The sequence below is a fragment of the Streptomyces sp. TOM-9 genome, assembly GCF_056858595.1.
On sequence record NZ_JBXEQB010000001.1, the window covers coordinates 9,601,368 to 9,621,116 of the forward strand.

At 69.0% G+C, this 19,749-nt stretch carries 20 protein-coding genes and 2 pseudogenes; 9 read left to right on the plus strand and 13 right to left on the minus strand.

All coding sequences use genetic code 11. The features are described 5' to 3' along the window. Nucleotides 1–589: 589 nt before the first annotated feature. On the minus strand, nucleotides 590–1,261 hold the full coding sequence (locus AC1VWI_RS43830; protein ID WP_499516596.1) for a DUF6766 family protein: 672 nt from the start codon (nucleotides 1,259–1,261) through the stop codon (nucleotides 590–592). Between the two features lie 106 nt (nucleotides 1,262–1,367). Here AC1VWI_RS43830 and AC1VWI_RS43835 point away from each other — a divergent pair. Continuing rightward, nucleotides 1,368–3,044, plus strand: a pseudogene (locus AC1VWI_RS43835) (acetoacetate--CoA ligase); the annotation flags it as partial. A 114-nt stretch (nucleotides 3,045–3,158) separates the two neighbouring features. Beyond that, entirely contained in the window at nucleotides 3,159–3,470 is a 312-nt protein-coding gene (locus AC1VWI_RS43840) for a DoxX family protein (protein ID WP_499516597.1), read from the plus strand. 633 nt (nucleotides 3,471–4,103) lie between these two features. Here the strand turns inward: AC1VWI_RS43840 and AC1VWI_RS43845 are convergent. Next, complete coding sequence (locus AC1VWI_RS43845; RefSeq protein ID WP_499516598.1) at nucleotides 4,104–4,331, minus strand: hypothetical protein; 228 nt, start codon at nucleotides 4,329–4,331, stop codon at nucleotides 4,104–4,106. On the opposite strand from AC1VWI_RS43845, the gene AC1VWI_RS43850 reads away from it, so the two are divergent. Continuing rightward, nucleotides 4,321–4,710 (plus strand): transposase, encoded by a 390-nt coding sequence (locus tag AC1VWI_RS43850; RefSeq protein WP_419249714.1) that lies wholly within the window; start codon nucleotides 4,321–4,323, stop codon nucleotides 4,708–4,710. The genes AC1VWI_RS43845 and AC1VWI_RS43850 overlap by 11 nt on opposite strands. 41 nt (nucleotides 4,711–4,751) lie before the next feature. Further along, nucleotides 4,752–5,735, plus strand: coding sequence for an IS3 family transposase (locus tag AC1VWI_RS43855; RefSeq protein ID WP_419249715.1), 984 nt, complete (start codon nucleotides 4,752–4,754; stop codon nucleotides 5,733–5,735). Here the strand turns inward: AC1VWI_RS43855 and AC1VWI_RS43860 are convergent. Both AC1VWI_RS43860 and AC1VWI_RS43865 read right to left on the minus strand, forming a co-directional pair. After that, nucleotides 5,730–6,581 carry an ornithine cyclodeaminase family protein gene (locus tag AC1VWI_RS43860; protein WP_499516599.1) on the minus strand — a complete coding sequence of 284 codons (852 nt, stop codon included), beginning with the start codon at nucleotides 6,579–6,581 and terminating at the stop codon, nucleotides 5,730–5,732. The genes AC1VWI_RS43855 and AC1VWI_RS43860 overlap by 6 nt on opposite strands. Before the next feature lie 283 nt (nucleotides 6,582–6,864). After that, a complete protein-coding gene (locus AC1VWI_RS43865; RefSeq protein ID WP_499516600.1) occupies nucleotides 6,865–7,758 on the minus strand; it encodes an alpha/beta hydrolase in 894 nt (297 codons plus the stop codon). Between the two features lie 39 nt (nucleotides 7,759–7,797). Here AC1VWI_RS43865 and AC1VWI_RS43870 point away from each other — a divergent pair, with 39 nt between their 5' ends. Further along, entirely contained in the window at nucleotides 7,798–7,986 is a 189-nt protein-coding gene (locus tag AC1VWI_RS43870; protein ID WP_499516601.1) for a hypothetical protein, read from the plus strand. Between the two features lie 136 nt (nucleotides 7,987–8,122). On the opposite strand, the gene AC1VWI_RS43875 is transcribed toward AC1VWI_RS43870, so the two are convergent. The 8 genes from AC1VWI_RS43875 to AC1VWI_RS43910 all read right to left on the minus strand — a co-directional run bounded on the left by AC1VWI_RS43875 (nucleotide 8,123) and on the right by AC1VWI_RS43910 (nucleotide 14,619). Next, nucleotides 8,123–8,524 (minus strand): tautomerase family protein, encoded by a 402-nt coding sequence (locus AC1VWI_RS43875; protein WP_499516602.1) that lies wholly within the window; start codon nucleotides 8,522–8,524, stop codon nucleotides 8,123–8,125. A gap of 101 nt (nucleotides 8,525–8,625) precedes the next feature. Further along, nucleotides 8,626–9,828, minus strand: a complete 1,203-nt coding sequence (locus tag AC1VWI_RS43880) for an acyl-CoA dehydrogenase family protein (protein WP_499516603.1) — start codon at nucleotides 9,826–9,828, stop codon at nucleotides 8,626–8,628. 1 nt (nucleotide 9,829) lies between these two features. Beyond that, on the minus strand, nucleotides 9,830–10,588 hold the full coding sequence (locus AC1VWI_RS43885; RefSeq protein WP_499517064.1) for a 3-hydroxyacyl-CoA dehydrogenase NAD-binding domain-containing protein: 759 nt from the start codon (nucleotides 10,586–10,588) through the stop codon (nucleotides 9,830–9,832). After that, entirely contained in the window at nucleotides 10,471–10,779 is a 309-nt protein-coding gene (locus AC1VWI_RS43890; RefSeq protein ID WP_499516604.1) for a 3-hydroxyacyl-CoA dehydrogenase NAD-binding domain-containing protein, read from the minus strand. Before AC1VWI_RS43890 ends, AC1VWI_RS43885 begins: the two co-directional genes overlap by 118 nt. Continuing rightward, on the minus strand, nucleotides 10,776–11,522 hold the full coding sequence (locus tag AC1VWI_RS43895) for an acetoacetate decarboxylase (RefSeq protein WP_499516605.1): 747 nt from the start codon (nucleotides 11,520–11,522) through the stop codon (nucleotides 10,776–10,778). Before AC1VWI_RS43895 ends, AC1VWI_RS43890 begins: the two co-directional genes overlap by 4 nt. A 1-nt stretch (nucleotide 11,523) precedes the next feature. Next, nucleotides 11,524–12,291, minus strand: a complete 768-nt coding sequence (locus AC1VWI_RS43900; protein WP_499516606.1) for a crotonase/enoyl-CoA hydratase family protein — start codon at nucleotides 12,289–12,291, stop codon at nucleotides 11,524–11,526. A 24-nt stretch (nucleotides 12,292–12,315) separates the two neighbouring features. Then, the gene (locus AC1VWI_RS43905; protein WP_499516607.1) at nucleotides 12,316–13,476 is read right to left on the minus strand and encodes a CaiB/BaiF CoA transferase family protein; all 1,161 of its coding nucleotides are present in this window, start codon (nucleotides 13,474–13,476) and stop codon (nucleotides 12,316–12,318) included. Between the two features lie 234 nt (nucleotides 13,477–13,710). Beyond that, nucleotides 13,711–14,619, minus strand: coding sequence for a LysR family transcriptional regulator (locus AC1VWI_RS43910; protein ID WP_499516608.1), 909 nt, complete (start codon nucleotides 14,617–14,619; stop codon nucleotides 13,711–13,713). A 557-nt stretch (nucleotides 14,620–15,176) separates the two neighbouring features. On the opposite strand from AC1VWI_RS43910, the gene AC1VWI_RS43915 reads away from it, so the two are divergent. Further along, a complete protein-coding gene (locus AC1VWI_RS43915) occupies nucleotides 15,177–17,210 on the plus strand; it encodes an ATP-binding SpoIIE family protein phosphatase (protein WP_499516609.1) in 2,034 nt (677 codons plus the stop codon). A gap of 125 nt (nucleotides 17,211–17,335) precedes the next feature. Here AC1VWI_RS43915 and AC1VWI_RS43920 read toward each other — a convergent pair whose 3' ends face one another. Continuing rightward, complete coding sequence (locus AC1VWI_RS43920) at nucleotides 17,336–17,554, minus strand: hypothetical protein (RefSeq protein ID WP_499516610.1); 219 nt, start codon at nucleotides 17,552–17,554, stop codon at nucleotides 17,336–17,338. Between the two features lie 279 nt (nucleotides 17,555–17,833). Here AC1VWI_RS43920 and AC1VWI_RS43925 point away from each other — a divergent pair, with 279 nt between their 5' ends. The 3 genes and pseudogenes from AC1VWI_RS43925 to mca all read left to right on the plus strand — a co-directional run bounded on the left by AC1VWI_RS43925 (nucleotide 17,834) and on the right by mca (nucleotide 19,652). Beyond that, nucleotides 17,834–17,980, plus strand: coding sequence for a hypothetical protein (locus AC1VWI_RS43925; protein ID WP_499516611.1), 147 nt, complete (start codon nucleotides 17,834–17,836; stop codon nucleotides 17,978–17,980). 226 nt (nucleotides 17,981–18,206) lie between these two features. Continuing rightward, a pseudogene (locus AC1VWI_RS43930) lies at nucleotides 18,207–18,587 on the plus strand (MFS transporter); the annotation flags it as partial. Between the two features lie 183 nt (nucleotides 18,588–18,770). Next, nucleotides 18,771–19,652 (plus strand): mycothiol conjugate amidase Mca, encoded by an 882-nt coding sequence (gene mca / locus AC1VWI_RS43935; RefSeq protein ID WP_499516612.1) that lies wholly within the window; start codon nucleotides 18,771–18,773, stop codon nucleotides 19,650–19,652. The last annotated feature ends 97 nt before the right edge of the window (nucleotides 19,653–19,749 follow it).

Genomic DNA, 19,749 nt, shown 5'->3' on the forward strand with positions numbered 1-19,749 from the left:
GGTCTACAGTCGAACGCGTGACCGAGTGGGGGTACCGGTGGAGGTGCCGCCCCGGGAGTCCAGGGCTCCGCCCGTGTACGTCGGGCCCCCAGGAGTACCGGCGGGCAACGCGTGAGTTTCCAGCTCGACGGGCGCGTCTATCGCGGTGCGGTGACCGAGCGCCGCGGACACGGCGACGACCAGGCGGCCGTGCACCTGCTGGTGCGCCCCGCACTTCCGGACGGGCGTCGACGGGCCTGGTTCTAGTGGGACCACGAGGTCTTCGAGGCCCGCCCATCGATCACGGCGGTGAGCCCGGTGGAGCACAGCTCCTCGAAGTCCGCATCAGCCGGGGCGACGTCCCGCACGACCAGACCCCGAGATCGAGAGCTACGAGCCCGAGCCGCGGGTCTAGGTCCGTGTCGGCGGCCAGTGGCACGACGCCGTGGTCTGGCACAAGATCCGGTACTGGGACGGGCGGCGCGATCCAGGTGAAGGCGCCCCTCCTGGAGAGGCGCCGGCTATCCGGTACGGTGCTGGCGCACGTACTCGTGGGACCCGGACGTGATCCGTGTCGTACGCAAGCCGATGCTGGGATGAACCTGAGTGGTCAGCTCTCGGCGCCAGTGGCTATGTGGGGTGCTCCGACGGGTTTGGACTCTGGTGAACCCCGCTGCCTCAGGTAGATCGCCAGGATGGCCATGGACCCGACGGCCAGGAGTTCGGACTGCCAGTTCTGCAGGGTGCGACTCCAAAAGTCCGCGGAGGAGAGATAGTTGGACCAGCTGGTCGAGGCCTGCAGTTGGCGCAGCTGTGTCTCGTTGTAGGCGGCGACGCCGGCGATGGACTGGGCCAGCCACGACAGCAGGAAGATCACCGCCATGACGAAGCCGAGGGAACGCGAGTAGAGGATGCCTCGCCAGTGACCTGCCGCTGCCCAGCGGGGCGAGTCGCTCTGGGCGTGCTTGCCCACTTTCTGGTCTTTGTCGGACTCGGTGCCCGCTTTGCCGAGCTCCTTGGATTCGGAGGAGCCGCGTTGCAGCAGCCAGACGGTGGCGAAGATGTAGAGGAAGAATTGCAGGTACTCCGACTGCCAGTTTTCGCTCACGTCGACAGCGAAGTCCGAGGACGTCAGGTAGGCGCCCAGGTTGACGGGTTCCAGGCCGTCGGTGACGAGCTGGTTATTGAATTCGGCCTGACCGGCAACCGCCTGTCCGGCGAGGGCGAGCAGGAAGGCCGACATGAAGGCCAGGCCGAGGCTCTCGGACGAAACGCCACGCACGCCGGAGCGGGAGTGTTTTTGCGGCGGCCGCCGGAGGGGGCGCTCATCGGTGCATCAAGCCCAGAGCCATGAAGTACGCCAAGCCGCCCGCGATTAGCAGGAGCGTGAGATCACCGGCCGGCAGCTGCGTGCCCAGGTCGCCTCCGTCGCCGCCACGTTGCGCGACCTGGGCGTCGGACAGGGCGACCGGGTGGTGGGCTATCTGCCCAACACCCCCCATGCGATCGTGGCCTTCCTCGCCACCGCCAGCTTGGGCGCGGTGTGGTCGGTGTGCGGCCAGGACTATGCTCCCCAGGCCGCGGCCGACCGCTTCGCCCAGCTCGAACCGACGGTGCTCATCACGGCGGACGGCTACCTCTTCAACGGCACCACGCATGACCGCCGCGACGCCTCCCTCGAACTGGCCCGCGCCCTGCCCTCCGTGAAGGGCACGGTGCTCATAACCCACGTGGGCCTGGCATGGCCCGAGGACAGGCACCCAGGACAGACGGTTCCCTGGCAGGACGCCACCAGCCGCACCGAGGAACTCGCGTGCACCCCGCTGCCCTTCGACCACCCCCTGTGGGTCGTCTTCTCCTCCGGCACCACCGGCCGGCCCAAAGGCATCGTCCACGGGCACGGCGGGGTCCTGCTCGAACACCTCAAGACCCTCGCCCTCCACACCGACCTCGGCCGCGGCGACCGCCTGCTGTGGTACACCACCACCCACTGGATGATGTGGAACCTGGTCGTCTCCACCCTGCTGACCGGTGCCGCCACCTGCACCTACGACGGCAGCCCCGCCCCGCAAGCGCGCCCGGACATCCTGTGGGAGCTGGCGGCCCGCCACCAGGTCACCGTCTTCGGCACCAGCCCCCAGTACCTGCTGGCCATGGCCAAGCTCGGCGTCGAACCCTCCAAGCACGACCTGGCCGCCATCCGTGTCATCGGCTGCACCGGCTCCACCCTGCCCGCCTCCGCCTACCCCTGGGTCCGCGACAACGTGGGGCCCGGCGTCCAGATGTCCTCCACCAGCGGCGGCACCGACGTCGTCTCCGGTTTCGCCGGAAGCGCTCCCACCAGCCCCGTCTGGGCGGGGGAGCTGTCCGCCCCCAACCTCGGCGTGGCACTGGCCGCCTACAACGTCGAAGGCACCCCGGTCCGCGACCAGGTCGGCGAACTGGTCGTCACCCGGCCCATGCCGTCCATGCCGTTGCACTTCTGGAACGACCCCGACGGCAGCCGCTACCGCGACGCCTACTTCGCCACCTACCCGGGCGTGTGGCGGCACGGCGACTGGATCACCCTCGCCTCCCACGGCTCGGTGATCGTCCACGGACGCTCCGACGCCACCCTCAACCGCAACGGCGTACGCCTGGGCAGCGCCGACATCCACGACATCGTCGAACGCCTCCCCGAGATCACCGAGGCCCTCGTCATCGGCGCCGAGGAACCCGACGGCGGTTACTGGATGCCCTTGTTCGTCGTCCCCGCGCCCGGCGTCAACCTGGACGACACCCTGCGCGACAAGATCCGCGACGCCATCCGCGCCGGCGCCTCACCACGCCACGTCCCCGACGAAATCCTCGCCGTACCGGCCATCCCGCACACCAAGACCGGCAAGAAACTCGAGGTTCCCGTCAAACGCATCCTCCAAGGCGCGCCGGTCGAGCAGGTGCTCAACCCCGCCGCCATCGACACCCCCGACCTTGCCGCCTACTTCGCCCGCGTGGGTGACGAACGTCGTCGACAACGCGGCCTCACCGCAACCGCAGACCACCACAGCAGCAGGTGCAGCCGATGACGTCCTCAACATGCCCCGCTGGCGGCCAGCCGGGCCGCCCCACCCGGCCGCAGCAGCGCGATTCCCCCGGTGAACACAGCCCAACATCCACCCGCCCCCCGGTAAGGCCCTCGCGTGAACCTCCCCACCGTTTTGCTCTGCCTCATCGCATTGATCTTCGCCCTGCTGGGCATGGCCAAGATGCTGGCCTTGGGCCCCGTGCCCAAGATGGCCGCGCACGCCGGCTTCAGCACCACGGCCTACCGCGTCATCGGATCCCTGGAACTGGCAGGTGCCGTCGGCGTGACCCTCGGCCCCGTCGTGCCGCTGTTGGGAGCCCTGGCCGCCACCGGATCGCTGCTGCTCCTCGCCGGTGCCGTGGCACCCATGTCCGCAATGGCGACAGGCTGCCCAGCCTCATCCCCGCAATACTTGGCGCGGCACTGATCGCCGGGTACCTCGTGCTCCTCGCCGGGACCACGTGGTGAACCGGCCCGGGCGCCTGCCTCACGCACTCCGTGGTCCAGGACGCCCTCACCGCTCACGACACCACGCTCTGACAATCAGTAACCGTAAGAAGGAAGGCGGAACACAACCGCCTTGGTGTACCGACATGCAAACTGGAAACATCGCCACGTGGGTCGGCATCGTAACCGCCCAGGGGCAGCCGTTCCCACTCGAACGCTTCACTGGAGCCCTCACACTCGCCGAAACACCCGCACGTGGCGCCAAGCCATTCTTCGTCTTTGAAGACGGCCGGGACAACGACTACAGGTAGGACGCGGCCGTGCCGGTGCCGGCACCGGCGGCGGCGCGGCCGCGGCGGGCAAGGCGAACGACGCCCGCCGCGTCGCCCGCCTCGGGCAGACCGCACCGTCAGCCGGACAGCGCGCACCAGGCCGGCGTCCGCGATCAGGCTCGGCAGGCCCTGGCGGTCGCAGCGCCCGACTGGCTCGTGACGGCGGGAGGCGTCAGAAAGTTTGCCCACCGCTTCGGCGGCATGGTGCAGACGAGTGCACTGGGGGCCGCCACGGCTGCCGATCGCTGCTCAGGGAGCTGACGATCGGGGCAGGTGCTTGCTCAGGAGAGAAGATCGAGGGTGACACCGATCTCTTGAGCCTCGGCCTGTTGATAGGCCAGCCAGGCGAGGACCAGGTCTTGCCAGGGCAGTCCGACTGGGGTGTAGGTGGTGATCTCCAGGTCGTGGGTACGTGCGGGAGCCCTCTCTGACAGCCTCGGCTGAGACACCCGGTTTATCGGGTTAGTCTGGATGGGCGAGACAGGAGATCCCTTCAGCATGGCCAGCACGACCCCGATACCCGCCGGTGACGATCCGGCGCCGAAGCCGAAGCGGCGGACGTTTTCCGCGGAGTACAAGCTGCGGATCGTTGCCGAGTACGACGCCGCCCCGGCCGGGGAGAAAGGCGCGATCCTGCGCCGTGAGCGGCTGTACCACTCGCACATCATCGAGTGGCGCCAGGCCCGCGAGGCCGGCGCCCTGGATGCCCTGGCCGACCGGCGGACCTCGGCGGTGCGGCCGAAGAAGGCGGCCGAGCAGGCCGAGCTGGAACGGCTGCGCAAGAAGGTCGCACGACTGGAGAAGGACCTGGCCCGCCGGGACGCGGCCCTGGAAGTCATGGGAAAAGCCAACGCGCTCTTGGAACTGCTCTCCGAGAGCGCGGACTGAAGCACGCCGCCGCGCCCCTGATCGACGAAGCGTTCACGGGTGTGCAGGGCCAGTTGGGGACCACAGCAGCCTGCCGGCTGACCGGGCGCTCACGCGCCACCCACTACCGTCACATCAACCCCAAGCCGAAGCCCGCACCGTCCCCAAGACCCACGCCCGCCTCGGCCCTCTCGCCGGCCGAACGGGCAGAGATCCTGGCGCTGTTGAACCGGCCGGAGTACGTAGACCTGCCGCCCGCGCAGGTCTGGGCGCGTGAGCTGGACGCGGGGAACTACTGGTGCTCGGAGCGGACGATGTACCGGATCCTGTCCGCCGCCGGGCAGAACGGCGAACGCCGCCGCCAGGCCACCCACCCGCCCAGGACGATCCCCGAGCTGACGGCGACCGGCCCCTCGCAGGTCTTCACCTGGGACATCACGAAGCTGCCCGGCCCGGACAAGGGCATCTGGTACCACGCCTACGTGATCATCGACATCTTCAGCCGCTACATCGTCGGCCACACCGTCGAGCGGGCCGAAACGGCTGAGCGGGCGGAGGAGTTGATCCGCGAGACGATCGAGCGCAACGGCATCGTGCCAGAGACCGTGCACGCAGACCGCGGCACCTCGATGACCAGCAAGAAGGTGTCCCAACTGCTGATCGACCTCGGCATCACCAGGAGCCACTCGCGCCCCAGGGTCAGCAACGACAACCCATACTCGGAAAGCCAGTTCAGGACCACGAAGTACACCGCCGACTACCCAGAACGGTTCGATTCGCTGGCCCATGCCCGGGAGTGGATGGACGCCTTCATCACCTACTACAACCACGACCACAGACACTCCGGGATCGGCCTGCACACCCCCGCCTCCGTCCACTTCGGCACTGCAGAGGAGGTCCGCGACCAGCGGGCCACCGCTCTCGCCGAGGCATACGAACGCCACCCCGAACGCTTCGCCCGCCGACCAAGACCACCCGAGATACCCGGCCAGGTCTGGATCAACGACCCGGCGAAACGAAGGCAACCCGAACCACAAGGTTCATAGCACCGCGAACGTCTCATTTGACTTGACAACTACCGGAGCGTCACCGCGGATGATCTCACTCAACGACGCGGCAACAGTGGAGGCCGGTAGACCAGCGTTGGCGAGTGCGCCATGAGCGACAACGAGTGCCACGTCGTCGACGATCAATCGAGTGGAGGTGAGCACGTCAGGGGCAAGCTCCTGCTTTCCCGGTTCGTCGGCACCGAGAGAAGTGAGGTGCTGGCCAGGCCTGAGTTCTTCCAGGCGCAGGAGGGGCTCGCGGGACCACGTCGCCAGCACCACGGTGGATGCCTCGGCAGCGACCTGTGCGGGCGTGGAGACGGTGGTGCCGCCGTGTTTGCCAGCGAAGGCGGCTGCGCGCTGCGGATCGGTGTCGTGGACGACGAGGCGGTCATAGGCTCGTAGTTCGCGCATTCCGCGGATGGTGAGTTCGGCTTGGGCGCCGGCTCCGATGACGCCGACTGTGTGGGGCGTGTTCCCGGTCGGCCGGGCGATCAGGTGAGTGGCCAGCGCCGCAGCAAGGCCGGTCCGCCAGGCGGTGATGGTCGCGGAGTCCAGCAGGGCCAGCAGTTCGCCGTCTGTGCCGCTGTGAAGGCAGATTACTCCGCGGAGCGCAGGTGAGGCAGCGGGAAACTTTGCGTTGGCCTTGACGGTGTAGGCGTTGATGCCAGGCAGCAGCCCTGGCAGCAGAGCCGTTGCAGTACCCGGAAAGGGAAGGTCGGTGCGGACACGCTGACCGAGGACTGCGTTTTCAGCGGAGGCACTGAACCCCTTCCGTAGAGCCTGGATGCAGGCCAAGGGGTTGAGCAGACCGAGCAGGTTAGTGCGGGTCAAGATGCGGGTCATACGCGTCAGAGTCTCACGCATCCTGCGGCAGCCGGATTCGACAGAAGTGGAGGCAAGGCGGCCGGCCGCGAGCCGCTCTCTTGCGCCTACCCCGACATGGGACGGGCGACAGGATCGCCGAGGCGTTTGGGGATGTGAAGACGTGGCGCTCATCGCCGGGAACGTGCTGCCCGGATGGCGTGATCTCCCGGACCGAGCCGCGCCGGTCCTGCTGCCGCGCTCGACGACTACGCCGCCGGATGTTCTGGCACGGTGCAAGTACTCCAGCGCTGTGCGTGCTCCGTCAGCCGAGGTGTTCGCGGAACCAGGTGAGGGCAGCGGTGCTTGCTTGGCCGAAGTGGGTGACGTAGGGGTCGAAGTGGCCGCCGGGGAGCAGGTGCAGTCGCTTGGGTTCGAGGGCGCGTTCGTAGGCGGCGAGGGCGAGGTCGGTGACGGTGACTGTGTCGCCCAGGGCGATCACCATGAGCAGCGGTGTGGGGGAGACCCGGGTGATCCAGGTCCCGGGCTCGTACATGCGCGCTGCGCGGGTGGACCGGATGGTGACCTTGTTCTCCCAGACGCCGTCGGGTGTGGGCTGCAGGTAGAAGTCGAGGGCTTCCTGTGTGCGGTAGGCGGCGGGGACCGTGGGGTCGCTGCTGACGACGGCCTGGGTGTGGAGGGCCTCTCCGCGGAATCGTGCCCGCTCGTCCTGGGCGAAGGACTCCTCCAGGGCGGCGACGGCGTCCGGTGGGACGCGGCGCTGCCCTTGCTCGTATCCGCTGATGGTGGGGACCTGGGCGACCACGGCGCGCAGTCGGCGGTCGCTGGCTCCCAGCACGATGGCGTGGCCGCCGGCGTAGCTGGTGCCCCACAGGCCGATGCGGTCGGCGTCGACCTCGGGTCGGCTCTCCAGGTAGGAGATGGCCCGTCGCCAGTCGGTGATCTGCTGCCAGGGGTCGACGTCCTGCCGGGGCTCACCGTCGCTGGCGCCGAAGGTGCGGTGGTCGTGGAGCAGGACGACGAATCCGTCTTCGGCGAAGCTCCGCGCGAAGGGTTCGAGGCCGTGCTCCTTGATCCCTGCGTAGCCGTGGGCCATCGTGATCGCCGGATGCGGCTCCTGCCCGTCGGGCAGGAAGAGCCAGCCGCGCAGCGTGACTCCTGCGGCCGCGGCGAACTCGACGTTCTCGCGCTCGACCATGAACAACCGCCTCCTTGGTATGCCAGGACTCGGTCCCGGGTGGATCTGATCGGCTTTGGCGACGCCTCGCAGCCTGTCCGCGAAGAGCCGGAGAGCGCGGCGCTGCGGCCGGTGTCGGACGGCAGCCCGGACGAGCTGCCCGTGCCGTCCTTCGTCAGGACCGTCACGCCGTCAGCTCATCGTCCGAAGCCCGTGGCCGCCCGCTGCGGACAGGCCCTGGCCCATTGAGGGCTCCTGGTGAGGGCCGGGGGCGAGTTGTCGGAGAATGCGCTGGCCGGGGTCTTGCGGGCGTTCCCCGAGGGGTGGTCAGGGGCTGCGCGGCAGCGCGTGTGACGGCGCGTTTGTCGTACCGTCCGGTGTCGATTCACCAGCGTGGCGCGGTGTCGGCAAGCTGGAGTTGGCCCCTGCCGAAGGAGAAGTTCTCGTTCGGGGTGGGGATCAGCGCGATGAAGATGTCGTCGGGTGAGATGCCGAGTGCGCTGACCACCAGTTTGTTGATGGTGGCGGCAACGGCCCGCTTGTCCTCCAGGGGGCGGTGGGCGCCGATGAGTACGGTGATGATCACGGCGTCGCTGCTGCGTTGCATGCCCATGAAGGTCGGGTCCAGGAACAGTTCGTTCTCGCCGTGTTCGCTGATCATGATGAAGCGATCGCCCTCGGGGATTCCGAGGGCCTGGACCAGGGACTGGTTGAGAGCGTCGGCGAGCGCGTGTTTCTGCTCGGGGGAGTAGCGGCCGGCGGGGACGTGGGCGCTGAAGACGGGCATGGGACCCTCCATGGAGGACGGTGCGGGGCTGTGTCAGACGAGAGCGGTGGCGACGAGGAGGGGCACGGCGGCGCATGTTCCCCCGCAGACCGCCGGGGGCTTCAGACGAAGGCGCTCTGCCCGGTGATGGACTTGCCGACGATCAGGGTCTGCATCTCGCGGGTGCCCTCGTAGGAGTAGAGGGCTTCGGAGTCTGCGAAGAACCGGGCGATGTCGTGGCCGAGCAGGATGCCGTTGCCGCCGAAGATCTCGCGGCTCCAGGCGACGACCTCGCGCATTCGTGAGGAGACGAAACCCTTGGCGAGCGCGGACTGTTCGTCGCGGAAGATGCCGGCGTCCTGCAGGCGGGCGAGCTGCACCAGCATGCCCCAGCAGGCGGTGATGTTGCCGAGGCTCTTGACGAGCAGATCCTGCACCATCTGGAACTTCGCGATCGGGCGGCCGAACGCGATGCGTTCGCGTGCGTAGTCCAGGGCCAGTTCGTAGGCGCCGATCATGAGGCCCAACGACTGCCAGGCGACTCCGCTGCGGGTCATGCGCAGGATCTCCGCGACGTCCCGGAAGGAGTTGATGTTCTGCAGACGGTTCGTCTCGGGCACGCGCACGTCGGTGAGGGTGATCTCGGCGTTCTGCACGATGCGCAGTGCGATCTTGCCCTCGATCTTCTCCGGGACGAACCCGGGTGTGCCCTTCTCGACGACGAAGCCCTTGACGTGGTTGTCGTCGACGTCCCGTGCCCACACCACGACGTAGTCGGCGAAGGTGGCGTTGCCGATCCACTTCTTGGCGCCGTTGAGGACCCAGGTGTCGCCTTCGCGGCGGGCGGTGGTGCGCATCCCGCCGGCGACGTCGGATCCGCCCAGGGGCTCGGTGAGGGCGAACGCGCCGATCTTGTCCATGGTGGCCATCTGCGGCAGCCAGCGGTCGCGCTGTTCCTGGCTGCCGCCGTGGTGGATGGAGTAGAAGGCGAGTCCGTTGTGGACGCCGAAGAAGGTGGCGACGGAGGAGTCCGTACGGCTGAGTTCCATGGCCATCATGCCGCCGAGCAGGTGGCTGACGGCGGGCTGGTGCTCGCCGTAGCCTTCGTAGGACAGTGCGGCCAGGCCGCTGCCGCGGAACTTGTCGATCAGTTCGACGGGGAACTCGCCCTTGGCCCAGTTGTCGTTCACCAGGGGCTTGACCTCCTCCCGCATGAGGGCGCGGGCCTTGAGGAGGATCTTGCGCTCCTCGTCCGGGAGCAGCGACTCGTAGTGGTAGAAGTCGGCGGCCAGGTCGTCTTCCAGCGCGGTGAGCTCGTGGTCCATGTCAGTTCTCCTTGGTGCGGTTGGTCTGGGCGGTGGGGTGCAGTGCGGCCAGGACGGCGAGTTGCTTGCGGTCGCGTTCGCCGGCGAGGTCGGCGTACGTGTGGGAGCCGTAGGCCTGCTCCACGGCTTTCACGACGCGTTCCTGGTCCGCGGGGTCGTTCGACGGCTGTCCGAGGGCCAGGTGGCCCATGGATGCGCCGATGTGCTCGATCAGGTGGCGGTAGCCGCCCGGGCCGCCGCCGAGGTGCTGGCCGAGGAAGAGGCCTACGGTGGCCCAGCGGATGCCGAGCGAGGTCGTCAGCACCGTGTCGAGGTCGTCCGGGGTGATGACGCCCTGCTGGACGAGGTAGGTGGCCTCGCGGCTGACCGCGCGCTGGAGGCGGTTGCCGACGAACCCGGGGATCTCCTTGCGTTCGACGACGGGGGTGCGGCCGAGGAAGGTGTAGAAGTCGACGGCGTCCTGGACGGCGTCCTCGCTGGTGCACTCGCCCGGCACGACCTCGACGAGCGGGATCAGATGAGGCGGGTTGAACGGGTGCCCGATCAGGATCCGGCTCGCGTCCTGGAGGTGCCCGGTGAAGGCTGTCGCCGGGATCGCGGAGGACGAGCTCAGCAGCAGCGCGTGCCAGGGGGCCTCCTTCATCAGTCGGGCGAACAGCCGCTTCTTGAAGTCGAGGTTCTCGGGGCCGTTCTCCTGGACGATGTCGGCGTCGTGGACGGCTTCGGTGACGTCGCCGGCGAGGTGGACCCGGTCGGCCAGGCCCTCGACGTCAAGGCCCAGGGCGGCAGGTGCGGGGTGAACTGTGCCAGCGCGGTGTCGACGGCCTCGGCGAGGTCGGGGCGCGGGTCGCTGACCCGGACGGTCAGGCCGTGGGCGGCGAACAGCGCGGTCCAGGACAGTCCGATGGTGCCGGCGCCGATCACGGCGGCGGTGCGGAAGGGGTGGGTCATGGTGTGCCTGCCTGGAGGTAGTCGAAGACCGGCTCTGCCGGCGCGAGGGTCAGGTCGGTGAGGATGTGGCTCGCCGAGACGATCTCCAGGACGGGCAGGTCGGCCAGCGGCGCGAGGACGTGCTGGAACAACTGCAGCCGCGCGGGGCCGGTGTAGGCGGCCTTGACGACGACGTCGGTGATCTGGGTGCGGACCAGTTCCTGGATGCGCGGGGTGCCGTCGTATCCCGGGACGGTCTTGAGCATGAAGGTCGGCACCGTGATCTGCGCCCGGGCTTCGCGTGGGTCGAGCGGGTAGTGCTTGTAGCCCATGGTCGCGGTGGCCACCCGCAGTGTGCCGTAGTCGAGGGTGCCGACCAGCACGTCGTGGTCGACGTACAGCTTCGGCGCCCCGATCACCTTGGGGTAGGCGCTGACCTCGCGTCCGGCCGCTGTGGCGGGGAAGTTGTCGAGGTACATCGCGTGCAGGTACTCGCCGCGCTCGCCGTCGAAGGCGACCTGGATCGCCTGGCCGCTCTCGGTGTAGGGGCCGTACCCGGTGACGTCGTTCATCTTCATGATCTCGAACCGGACCAGCGGCTCCTTGATCCGCAGGGGCTCGGGGACGACGGCGCGCAGCACGTCGGGGTCGGTGCGGTAGACGATGCTGAGGTACTCGCGGTCGGTGAACCGCGCGGTCACGGGCGCGAATGCCGGGCGGCCCAGCGGGGTGGTGCCGTGGCGTCGTACGTCGTCGATCCTCATGTCACGTCCCCGTCCACTGCGGGGCGCGGTGTTCGGCGAAGGCGGTCATGCCCTCGTGTGCGTCGGCCGAGGCCATCAGGGTGTCCATCGCCTTGGCCTGCAGGCGGAAGGCTTCCGGCTCCGGCATGCCGTCGGCGGCCTGCACGAGGTACTTCACCGCGGCCAGCGCGAGCGGGGCGTTGTTCGCGAGCTGCTCGGCGAGCCCAAGGGCGGCGGTCGCCGCCTGGCCGGGCGCGGTGACGCGGTTGACCAGGCCGAGCTCTCCCGCGCGCAGACCGCTGACCGGCCCGCCCGTGAGCAGCAATTCCATGGCCAGGTGGTAGGGGATGCGCTTGGGCAGGCGGACCACGCCGCCCCCGGCGGCGATGAGTCCGCGCTTGACCTCGGGCAGGCCGAACGTGGTGTCCTCGGCGGCGACGATGAGGTCGCAGCCCAGGGCGAGTTCGAACCCTCCGCCCAGGGCGAAGCCCTCGACGGCGGCGATGAGTGGTTTCGTCCGTTCGGCTTCGGTCAGGCCGCCGAAGCCGCGTCCCGGGATCGTCGGGGTCTCGCCTTGCAGCGCGGCCTTGAGGTCCATGCCGGCGCTGAAGGTGCCGCCGGCTCCGGTCAGGACGCCGGCGCGCAGCTCGGCGTCGGCCTCCAGTTCGTCCAGAGCTGCGGCCAGTCCGGCGGCGACAGCGGTGTTGACCGCGTTGCGGGCGTGGGGCCGGTCGATCGTGATCAGCAAGGTCGAACAGACCCGCTGCACGCGCACGTCATTGGTGCTCACGGCTTCTCCTGTGGCTGTTGGTGCTCAGCGGATGGCGGCCAGTTCGGCGATGACCTCGGCGGTGTCCTGGCCGGGTACGGGGGCCAGGCGGCGGATCGAGCCGGGCGTGGCGGAGAACTTGACCGGGATCCCGATCGTGCGGACCGGCCCTTCGGTCGGGTGCACGACGGTGTCGAGGAGGTGGCCTTCGCGGACGTAGGGATCGTCGTGCGAGTGGTCCAGTTCCAGCACCGGCCCCATCGGGATGCTGTGCTTGGTGCACACCTCGGTCCACTCGGCCGTGGTCAGTGCGGGCGCGCACTGGTCGACCAGGTCGGACAGGTCGTCGGCGTCGGCGACGTTGAGGACGGGGCCGTTGACCCTGGGGTCGGCGGCCAGGTCGGGACGGCCGGCGGCATGGAAGAAGTCGCGGTAGTTCTGCGGCGTGTACGGGATCACGGCGGCCAGGCCGTCCTTGGTCCGCCGCGCCTTGTGGTGCTGCGACAGCGACCGCGGGTAGCCCGTGGGACCCGTCGCCGGGTCGAAGGTGTGCCCGGCGAGATGCTCGATCAGGTTGAACGTGATCAGCGTGTCGGCCATCGGGATCTCGATCTGCTGGCCGCGCCCGGTCCTGTTCCGATGTACCAGGGCGGCGAGCACGCTGTAGGCGATGGTCAGGCCGGAGACCTTGTCGGCGAGGATGGTCGGCAGGTAGAGCGGCGTGCCCAGTGCCCGGTTGGCGATGTCGACCAGTCCGGAGGCGGCCTGCACGGTCTCGTCGTAAGCGGCGGCGTCCGCCCGGTCGGAGTCGCCGCGGAAGCCGGCGGCGTGCGCGTAGACCAGGCCCGGGTTGGCGGCGGTGAGGTCGTCGTAGGTCAGGCTCAGCCGGGCGAGCGCGCGAGGTCGCATGTTGGTGATCAGCACATCGGCGGTGTGGATGAGCTTCAGGGCTTGGGCGTGCTCCGCCTCGTCCTTGAGGTCGAGGGCCACGCTGCGCTTGTTGCGGTTGACGTTGAGGTGCAGCGGGGTCATGCCCGGCGTGTTGCGGAACTCGCCTATGTGGAGGGGGTCCGCGGGGGACTCGATCTTGATGACGTCGGCGCCCAGATCTCCCAGGATCTGGGCCGAGTACGGGCCCATGACCACTGTCGAGAGGTCGATGACCCGCACACCGTCGAGCGGGCCGGGAGTGTGAGTGTCCGCCATTGTCTGCGTCCTTTCGTGCCCTTGGCTGGCTACAGAAATGAACGCTAAACGGACATAATAGACAGTGGAATCACCGTGTTGCTGACATCGGTGTGACCGCAGCGGTCACACCGGCAGCTCAAGCCCCCGGGATGCCTCCATCCATGGCGAAGAGGGCCGACTGCACCCGAAATCAAGGAAATGCGGATACGCCTGGGGGTGTTCATCCCGCTTCCGGTTCGAATGCCGGCCGGCTCAGACGACGAGCGGCTCGGCGAAGACCAGGCGGGCCGCGTCGATGAGTTCGTCCAGGTCGCCGCCGGAGGCCCGGTCGCGGCGCCAGACCAGGACGGTCTCCAGGTGCCGCTCGAAATCCGTGAACGGCAACACCTTGGTGTTCTCCATCGCGTACCCGTGCAGGGGGCTCTCCGGGTCGAGCAGGGAGAAATAGAAAGCCATCCCGCCGGAAACCACCTCGGCGATTCCGGAATAGTCGGTGTCGGTCAGCTCGATGCGTTTCCTGACCCCCCGCTCGGACATTTCCCGGTCGAGCTGATCGAAATAGGCGGGTCTGCCTTCCTTCGGGGCGACGATGAAGCAGAGGTCGGCCAGTTCGGCCAGGGTCACGCAGTCCCGCCCGGCGAACTGGTCGGCCGGCACCACCGCGCCCAACCGTTCCGACATCACCGGCAGTCGCTCCAGCGCGGGGTCATCGACCGGCAGGCGGGCCAGCGCGAGCGCGAGCTTTCCCTCGCTCACTGCGGTGACCAGAGCCCTGGATGAGCCTGGCCAGCGTAGGAGTTCGCACCGCTCGCTCACGCGCTCGGCGAGCGCGTCGACGAGGTACCTCAGCCGGGGGTGCACTCCCGAAGGAATTCCCACGAACAGGGTGCTGCGTCCTGGTGCGGCCGCCTCGTGCAGCCGCCACGGTATGGAGGTGATCTGCTCCAGTACGTCTCGGGCGATCGGCAGCAACGCCTCACCGGCCGGCGTGAGCGCGACACGGTGTGTGTCGCGCTCGAACAGCCGGTGGTCGAGCTCCCGCTCCAGGTCCTTGATCCGCTGACTCAGCGGAGACGTGGCCATGTGCAGCCGGCGCGCCGCCGCAGAGAAATTTAGCTCCTCCGCGACTGCGACGAAGTACCGCAGATGAAACAATTCCACTCCGTCACGCTAACCCCGATGTGCCGACCGGACTTCTCCGAGGGCGATTCCGCGAGGCCGTGCACGACAGATGCGCCACGCCGGGGCGGTCGGATCATGGTGCCGGGTGCCGGGTGCCGGGTGCCGGGTGCCGGGTGCCGGGGTGCGCGGGGTGCGAAGCGCTGGCGACGCTGATCGCCGACCGCCCGCTCGCGCGGTTGGACAGCGATGCAGGCTCGTAGCTGGCGTCGTTGCCGGCGCGGGCACCTAGGCCCCCAAGTGGCGCACGGCCAGAATCGTTCCGCGCGACGCGTTGCGGGGCGAGGCGGTAGTGAGCCTGCCCCCTATCCGGCCGAACCAGACCTGCCTCATGTGCCGGCCAGGCGGGTCGCCGGTGCCGGTGCGGCCGCGCCACCGAGGCCCCTGAGGCGCTGTGCGTGCGATGGATGGCGTGTGTCCCGGCACGGCAGTCTTTCGTCAATGGAACAATTCTCGCAAAGGGTAAATTGTTACCTGCCAGGGCAACGTCAGACGGGGACGTCGCAGGGTCCCGCTCCCGGCATGGGGAGGTGTAGGGCGTGCATCCCGTTCAACTGAGCAAAAGCTTCGTCTTCCTGCTGCTCAGCGTTGTGCTGATCTCGGGCCTGCGATTGGCGCTGGCTGCCGCCGATGTGCACGTCATGGGTATCGCGGAGTACGCCGTCCTGATCCCGGTCGTCGCCAGTGCTCTGCTGCCGGTACGGCAGACCATGATCGTCGGACTGTTCAACCTGGCCGCCGCCATCGCGTTGTACGGGGTTCTCCTGCGGGACATGGGGCCCGCCAACCAAATCACGATCATCACGGCGCTGGCGGTGGGCCTGGTCATCAGCGTGGCCGTCTGCCGAATCCGTGTCGCGGGGGAGAGACGCTTCAGCCGGCTCATGATCGCTCGCGAGCGGCTCGCGCTGCTCAGCGAGGCCAGCAGCCGGGTCGGAAGCACTCTCGACGCGGTGCGTACCGCCGAGGAACTGACGGAGGTCGCGGTGCACCGCTTCGCGGACCACGCCACGGTGGACCTCTTCGTCAGTGTCCTCCAGGGCGAGGAACCCGTCCTGCGGCCCGGCACGGGCGATCTCACCCTGTGCCGCACCGCGGCATCGGGATCGCCCGCGCCCCCGGGAGACCTGGGGCCGGGCGAGACCGTCACCTACCGGGAGCGGGCGGAAGCGACCCTAGGGCTGTTTACGGGCGAGCCCATGATGCTTGAGATCACCGGTGCCGCCTCCGTGCCTGCCGATCCCGGCGACGCGGGCACGAACGGGCCGCACTCCGCGCTGGCGATCCCCCTGCGCGCGCGGGGGGCGACCCTCGGCGCGGCGCTGTTCACACGCTCCCCGGGCCGGGCCCCCTTCGACGCCGACGACCTGCTCCTGGCACAGGAGATCGGGGCACGGGCCGCGGTATGCGTGGACAACGCCCGCCGCTACACCGGGGAGCACAACACCTCCCTGGCGCTGCAGCGGAGCCTCCTGCCCCTGGTGGTATCGAGGCAGCCGGCAGTGGAGGCGGCCACGCGCTATCTGCCCGCGGGTCTGTTCGCTGGAGTGGGCGGCGACTGGTATGACGTCATCCCGCTCTCGGGGGCCCGGGTCGCCCTGGTGGTGGGCGATGTGGTCGGCCACGGCGTTCACGCCTCGGCGAGTATGGGGCGGCTGCGTGCCGCCGTACGAACCCTTGCCGACATCGACCTGCCGCCCGACGAACTGCTCACCCACCTCGACGACGTCGTCACCCGGCACCGAGACGTCGGCGGCGCCGGAGCGGTCGCCGGTGAGATCGTGGCGACCTGCCTGTACATGATCTACGACCCGGTCTCGCGCCGCTGCACCGCCGCCCGCGCCGGCCATCCACCGCCCGCCGTCTTGCGTCCCGGATCGGACGTCGAGTACCTCGACATCCCCGCCGGTCCTCCGCTGGGTGTGGGCGGACTTCCCTTCGAGACGGCCGAACTGGAGCTGCCCACAGGCACCCGGCTCGCCCTGTACACCGACGGCCTCATCGAATCCCCGGAACACAGCCTCGACCAGGGACTCGAACACCTCCAGAAAGCCCTATCCGAGCCGATTGCCTCGCTGGAGGACCTGTGCGACCACGTCCTGCACACGGTGGCCGCGGAACAGTCCCGAGACGACGTCGCCCTGGTCATCGCCCGTACCCGCGAGCTCGACGGCGCCCATGCCGCCGCATGGGACCTCACGGAGGATCTCGCCGAGGTGGCCCACGCCCGGGACCTCGCCTCGTCCCGACTGGAGGGCTGGGACCTGGGAGAGCTGGCATTCACCACGGAACTGGTCATCAGCGAGCTGGTCACCAACGCCATCCGCTACGGCTCGGCTCCGGTCCAACTGCGGCTCATCCGCGAGGACACCTTGATCTGCGAGGTGTCCGACGCCAGCAACACCGCCCCCCACCTGCGCCGCGCCCGGATGTTCGACGAGGGCGGGCGGGGGCTGTTCATCGTGGCGCAGCTCGCCGAGCGCTGGGGTACCCGGCAACGGCACGACGGCAAGACCATCTGGGCCGAAATTGCACTCCCGGACGGGCTCCACCGGACCCACGGTTGCGTCTAGTGCTGTGACCGCATTGGTTCGCTCGCACAGGCTCGGCCAGTACACCTTCCGGCAATCGGGAAAGACGTCGTCGCCCATCCGACTGCCCCGACCACCAACGCGGCGAACTGGCTCTGCACCTCCCCTTAGGCGGCGACGGCTTCACCCAGGTCCACCTCGGCCGTCTCCTCTTCGGTGTCCCGCTGCCGGTTCGCCGGCGAGGCCAGGGCCGGGGCGGCGCGGTGCTCGGTGACCGTGGCGGCAGTCATCAGCAGCGCTCCCGCGGCCAGCCAGAGCACCAGGGACAGGATGCGGCCGCCGAAACCCGTCGAGTCGAAGTACAGCAGGCTGCGTGCGCCCTCCACGAAGCCGGCGCCATTCCAGAAGGCGTGCAGCGCTCGCTCACCGCGTCGGCCGCGTCTTCGTAGCCGCACTCGCCAACTCCCCGACCGAGGACGGCCGGCCCAGCGGACGGCTGTCCGCGCGGCAGGCCGTCTGCGGGATGCCGCTTCGCATCATCGACCTCACGCCCTGAGCGGGCACGGGACGGGTGTCTGGGGGCTACCTCCGAGCGCGACGACGGGAGCGTGAGTCGCGGGAAAGGAAGTCACCTCTTCCGCGGCGGAGAACTGCAGCTGGCCCACGTGCGTCAGCAGCTGTCCTTCTCGCTGTTCACCGACTTCGAGAACTTCTCCGTCTTCAAGCCGGGCGAGCAGCACGACGCTGCCGCGACAGCCCTGTTCGACCAGCTTGAGTCCTGGGCCCGCGCCCTCAAGACCGTCCGGGTCTGACGCCCTCGCCCGTCGGAATGCGGGCGACGGAGAGACCGTCCATCGGACTGGGTGGTGGACCGGTCCGGCGCCCGTACCGGCGTCGAGTACGAGCTGGTCGACCTCGTCGACTACCCGCTGCCCCACCTGGACGAGGCCATCCCGCCTTCGGTCAGGATCGTCGAACTCGGCGATCTTGGCGGCCCACGCCTTGGTGTGCTCACCCTGGTACTGACCCATGGCCGGGGGTCTCGGCATGGGTACGACGTTCACGCCCGCCATGTCCCTGCCCACCCAGGGCATCGAGCCCCGGGACGCCGGTGTCGCCTCCGCGATGGTCAACACCTCGCAGCAGGTGGGCGGCGCGATCGGCACAGCCCTGCTGAACACGGTCGCCGCCTCCGCGACGACCTCGTACGTCAAAAACCACATCGCTGGCGCCGCGACGAAGCCGCAGCGGCAACTGATCCAGCTGCAGGGCGTGGTGCACGGCTACACCCACGCCATCTGGTTCGCCGTCGGCATGCTGGTGATCGCCACGCTGATCGTCCTGGCCCTGGTCGACGCCGGCCGCGCGGGCAGCGAGGGCGCCGACGACGAGCCGGCGGTGCCGGTGGTCGTCCACTGACGCGCCGGGTAGTCCGGCGGAAACCTGTCGTGCGGGCCTGGAGGGACCGCACAGCCACGGATACGCACCAACATCTCACCGCCATGAAGGACATGGCAGGCCGCCGAGTGGCCCTCTGCCCGGTCGGAGGGCCCCGGCTTAAGACACCCGCCCGGCAGCGGGGCGATGTGGAAGGAACATACGTTGACAGAGCAGTTGCGGCTGATGGCGGTCCACGCACACCCGGACGACGAGTCCAGCAAGGGCGCCGCGAGCATGGCGAAGTACGTCGCCCAGGGCGTGGACGTCCTGGTGGTCACCTGCACCGGCGGCGAGCGCGGTTCCATCCTCAACCCGAAGCTCCAGGGCGACCCGGAGATCGAGGCCAACATTCACGAGGTGCGACGCAATGAGATGGACGCCGCGCGGGAGCTTCTCGGCGTCAGGCAGGCCTGGCTGGGGTTCGTCGACTCCGGCATGCCGGAGGGCGACCCGCTGCCCCCGCTGCCCGAAGGCTGTTTCGCACTGGAGCCGCTGGAGATGGCGGCCGAACCGCTGGTTCGGCTCATCCGCGAGTTCCGTCCCCATGTGATCACCACGTACGACGAGACCGGCGGCTACCCGCACCCCGACCACATCATGACCCACACGATCACGATGGCCGCCTTCGAGGCAGCCGGCGACCCCGGCGCCTACCCGAAGTCCGGTGAACCCTGGCAGCCGCTCAAGGTGTACTACAACCACGGCATGTCGATGGCCCGGATCCGCGCCCTCCACGCCTACATGGTCGAGCACGGCCACGAGTCCCCGTACGGCGATTGGATCGCCGCCTGGGAGAAGGAGGGCCGCGACGACCGCGAGTTCACCACACGCGTGCACTGCGCCGACTGGTTCGAGGTGCGCGACCGGGCGCTGATTGCCCACGCCACCCAGATCGACCCGGACGGCCCGTGGTTCCAGGTGCCGCTCGACGTCCAGCGCGAGGTCTGGCCGACCGAGGAGTACGAGCTGGCCCGCTCGCTGGTCGACACCTCGCTCCCAGAAGACGACCTGTTCGCCGGCGTCACCGCCCGCGTCACCGTCTGACCCTGTCCGCTCCCGGCTGCGGCGGGAGATGGGCGAGAAGAGCAAGCGGATACGCGAGCTGGAGATGGAGCGCGATGTCCTCAAGCGGCTGCCCCAC

Coding starts and splice junctions, on each gene's coding strand:
- AC1VWI_RS43850 (WP_419249714.1), top strand. CDS start 4,321: ATGGCCAGCACGACCCCGATACCCGCCGGTGACGATCCGGCGCCGAAG.
- AC1VWI_RS43860 (WP_499516599.1), bottom strand. CDS start 6,581: ATGACCCGCATCTTGACCCGCACTAACCTGCTCGGTCTGCTCAACCCC.
- AC1VWI_RS43865 (WP_499516600.1), bottom strand. CDS start 7,758: ATGGTCGAGCGCGAGAACGTCGAGTTCGCCGCGGCCGCAGGAGTCACG.
- AC1VWI_RS43875 (WP_499516602.1), bottom strand. CDS start 8,524: ATGCCCGTCTTCAGCGCCCACGTCCCCGCCGGCCGCTACTCCCCCGAG.
- AC1VWI_RS43880 (WP_499516603.1), bottom strand. CDS start 9,828: ATGGACCACGAGCTCACCGCGCTGGAAGACGACCTGGCCGCCGACTTC.
- AC1VWI_RS43890 (WP_499516604.1), bottom strand. CDS start 10,779: ATGACCCACCCCTTCCGCACCGCCGCCGTGATCGGCGCCGGCACCATC.
- AC1VWI_RS43895 (WP_499516605.1), bottom strand. CDS start 11,522: ATGAGGATCGACGACGTACGACGCCACGGCACCACCCCGCTGGGCCGC.
- AC1VWI_RS43905 (WP_499516607.1), bottom strand. CDS start 13,476: ATGGCGGACACTCACACTCCCGGCCCGCTCGACGGTGTGCGGGTCATC.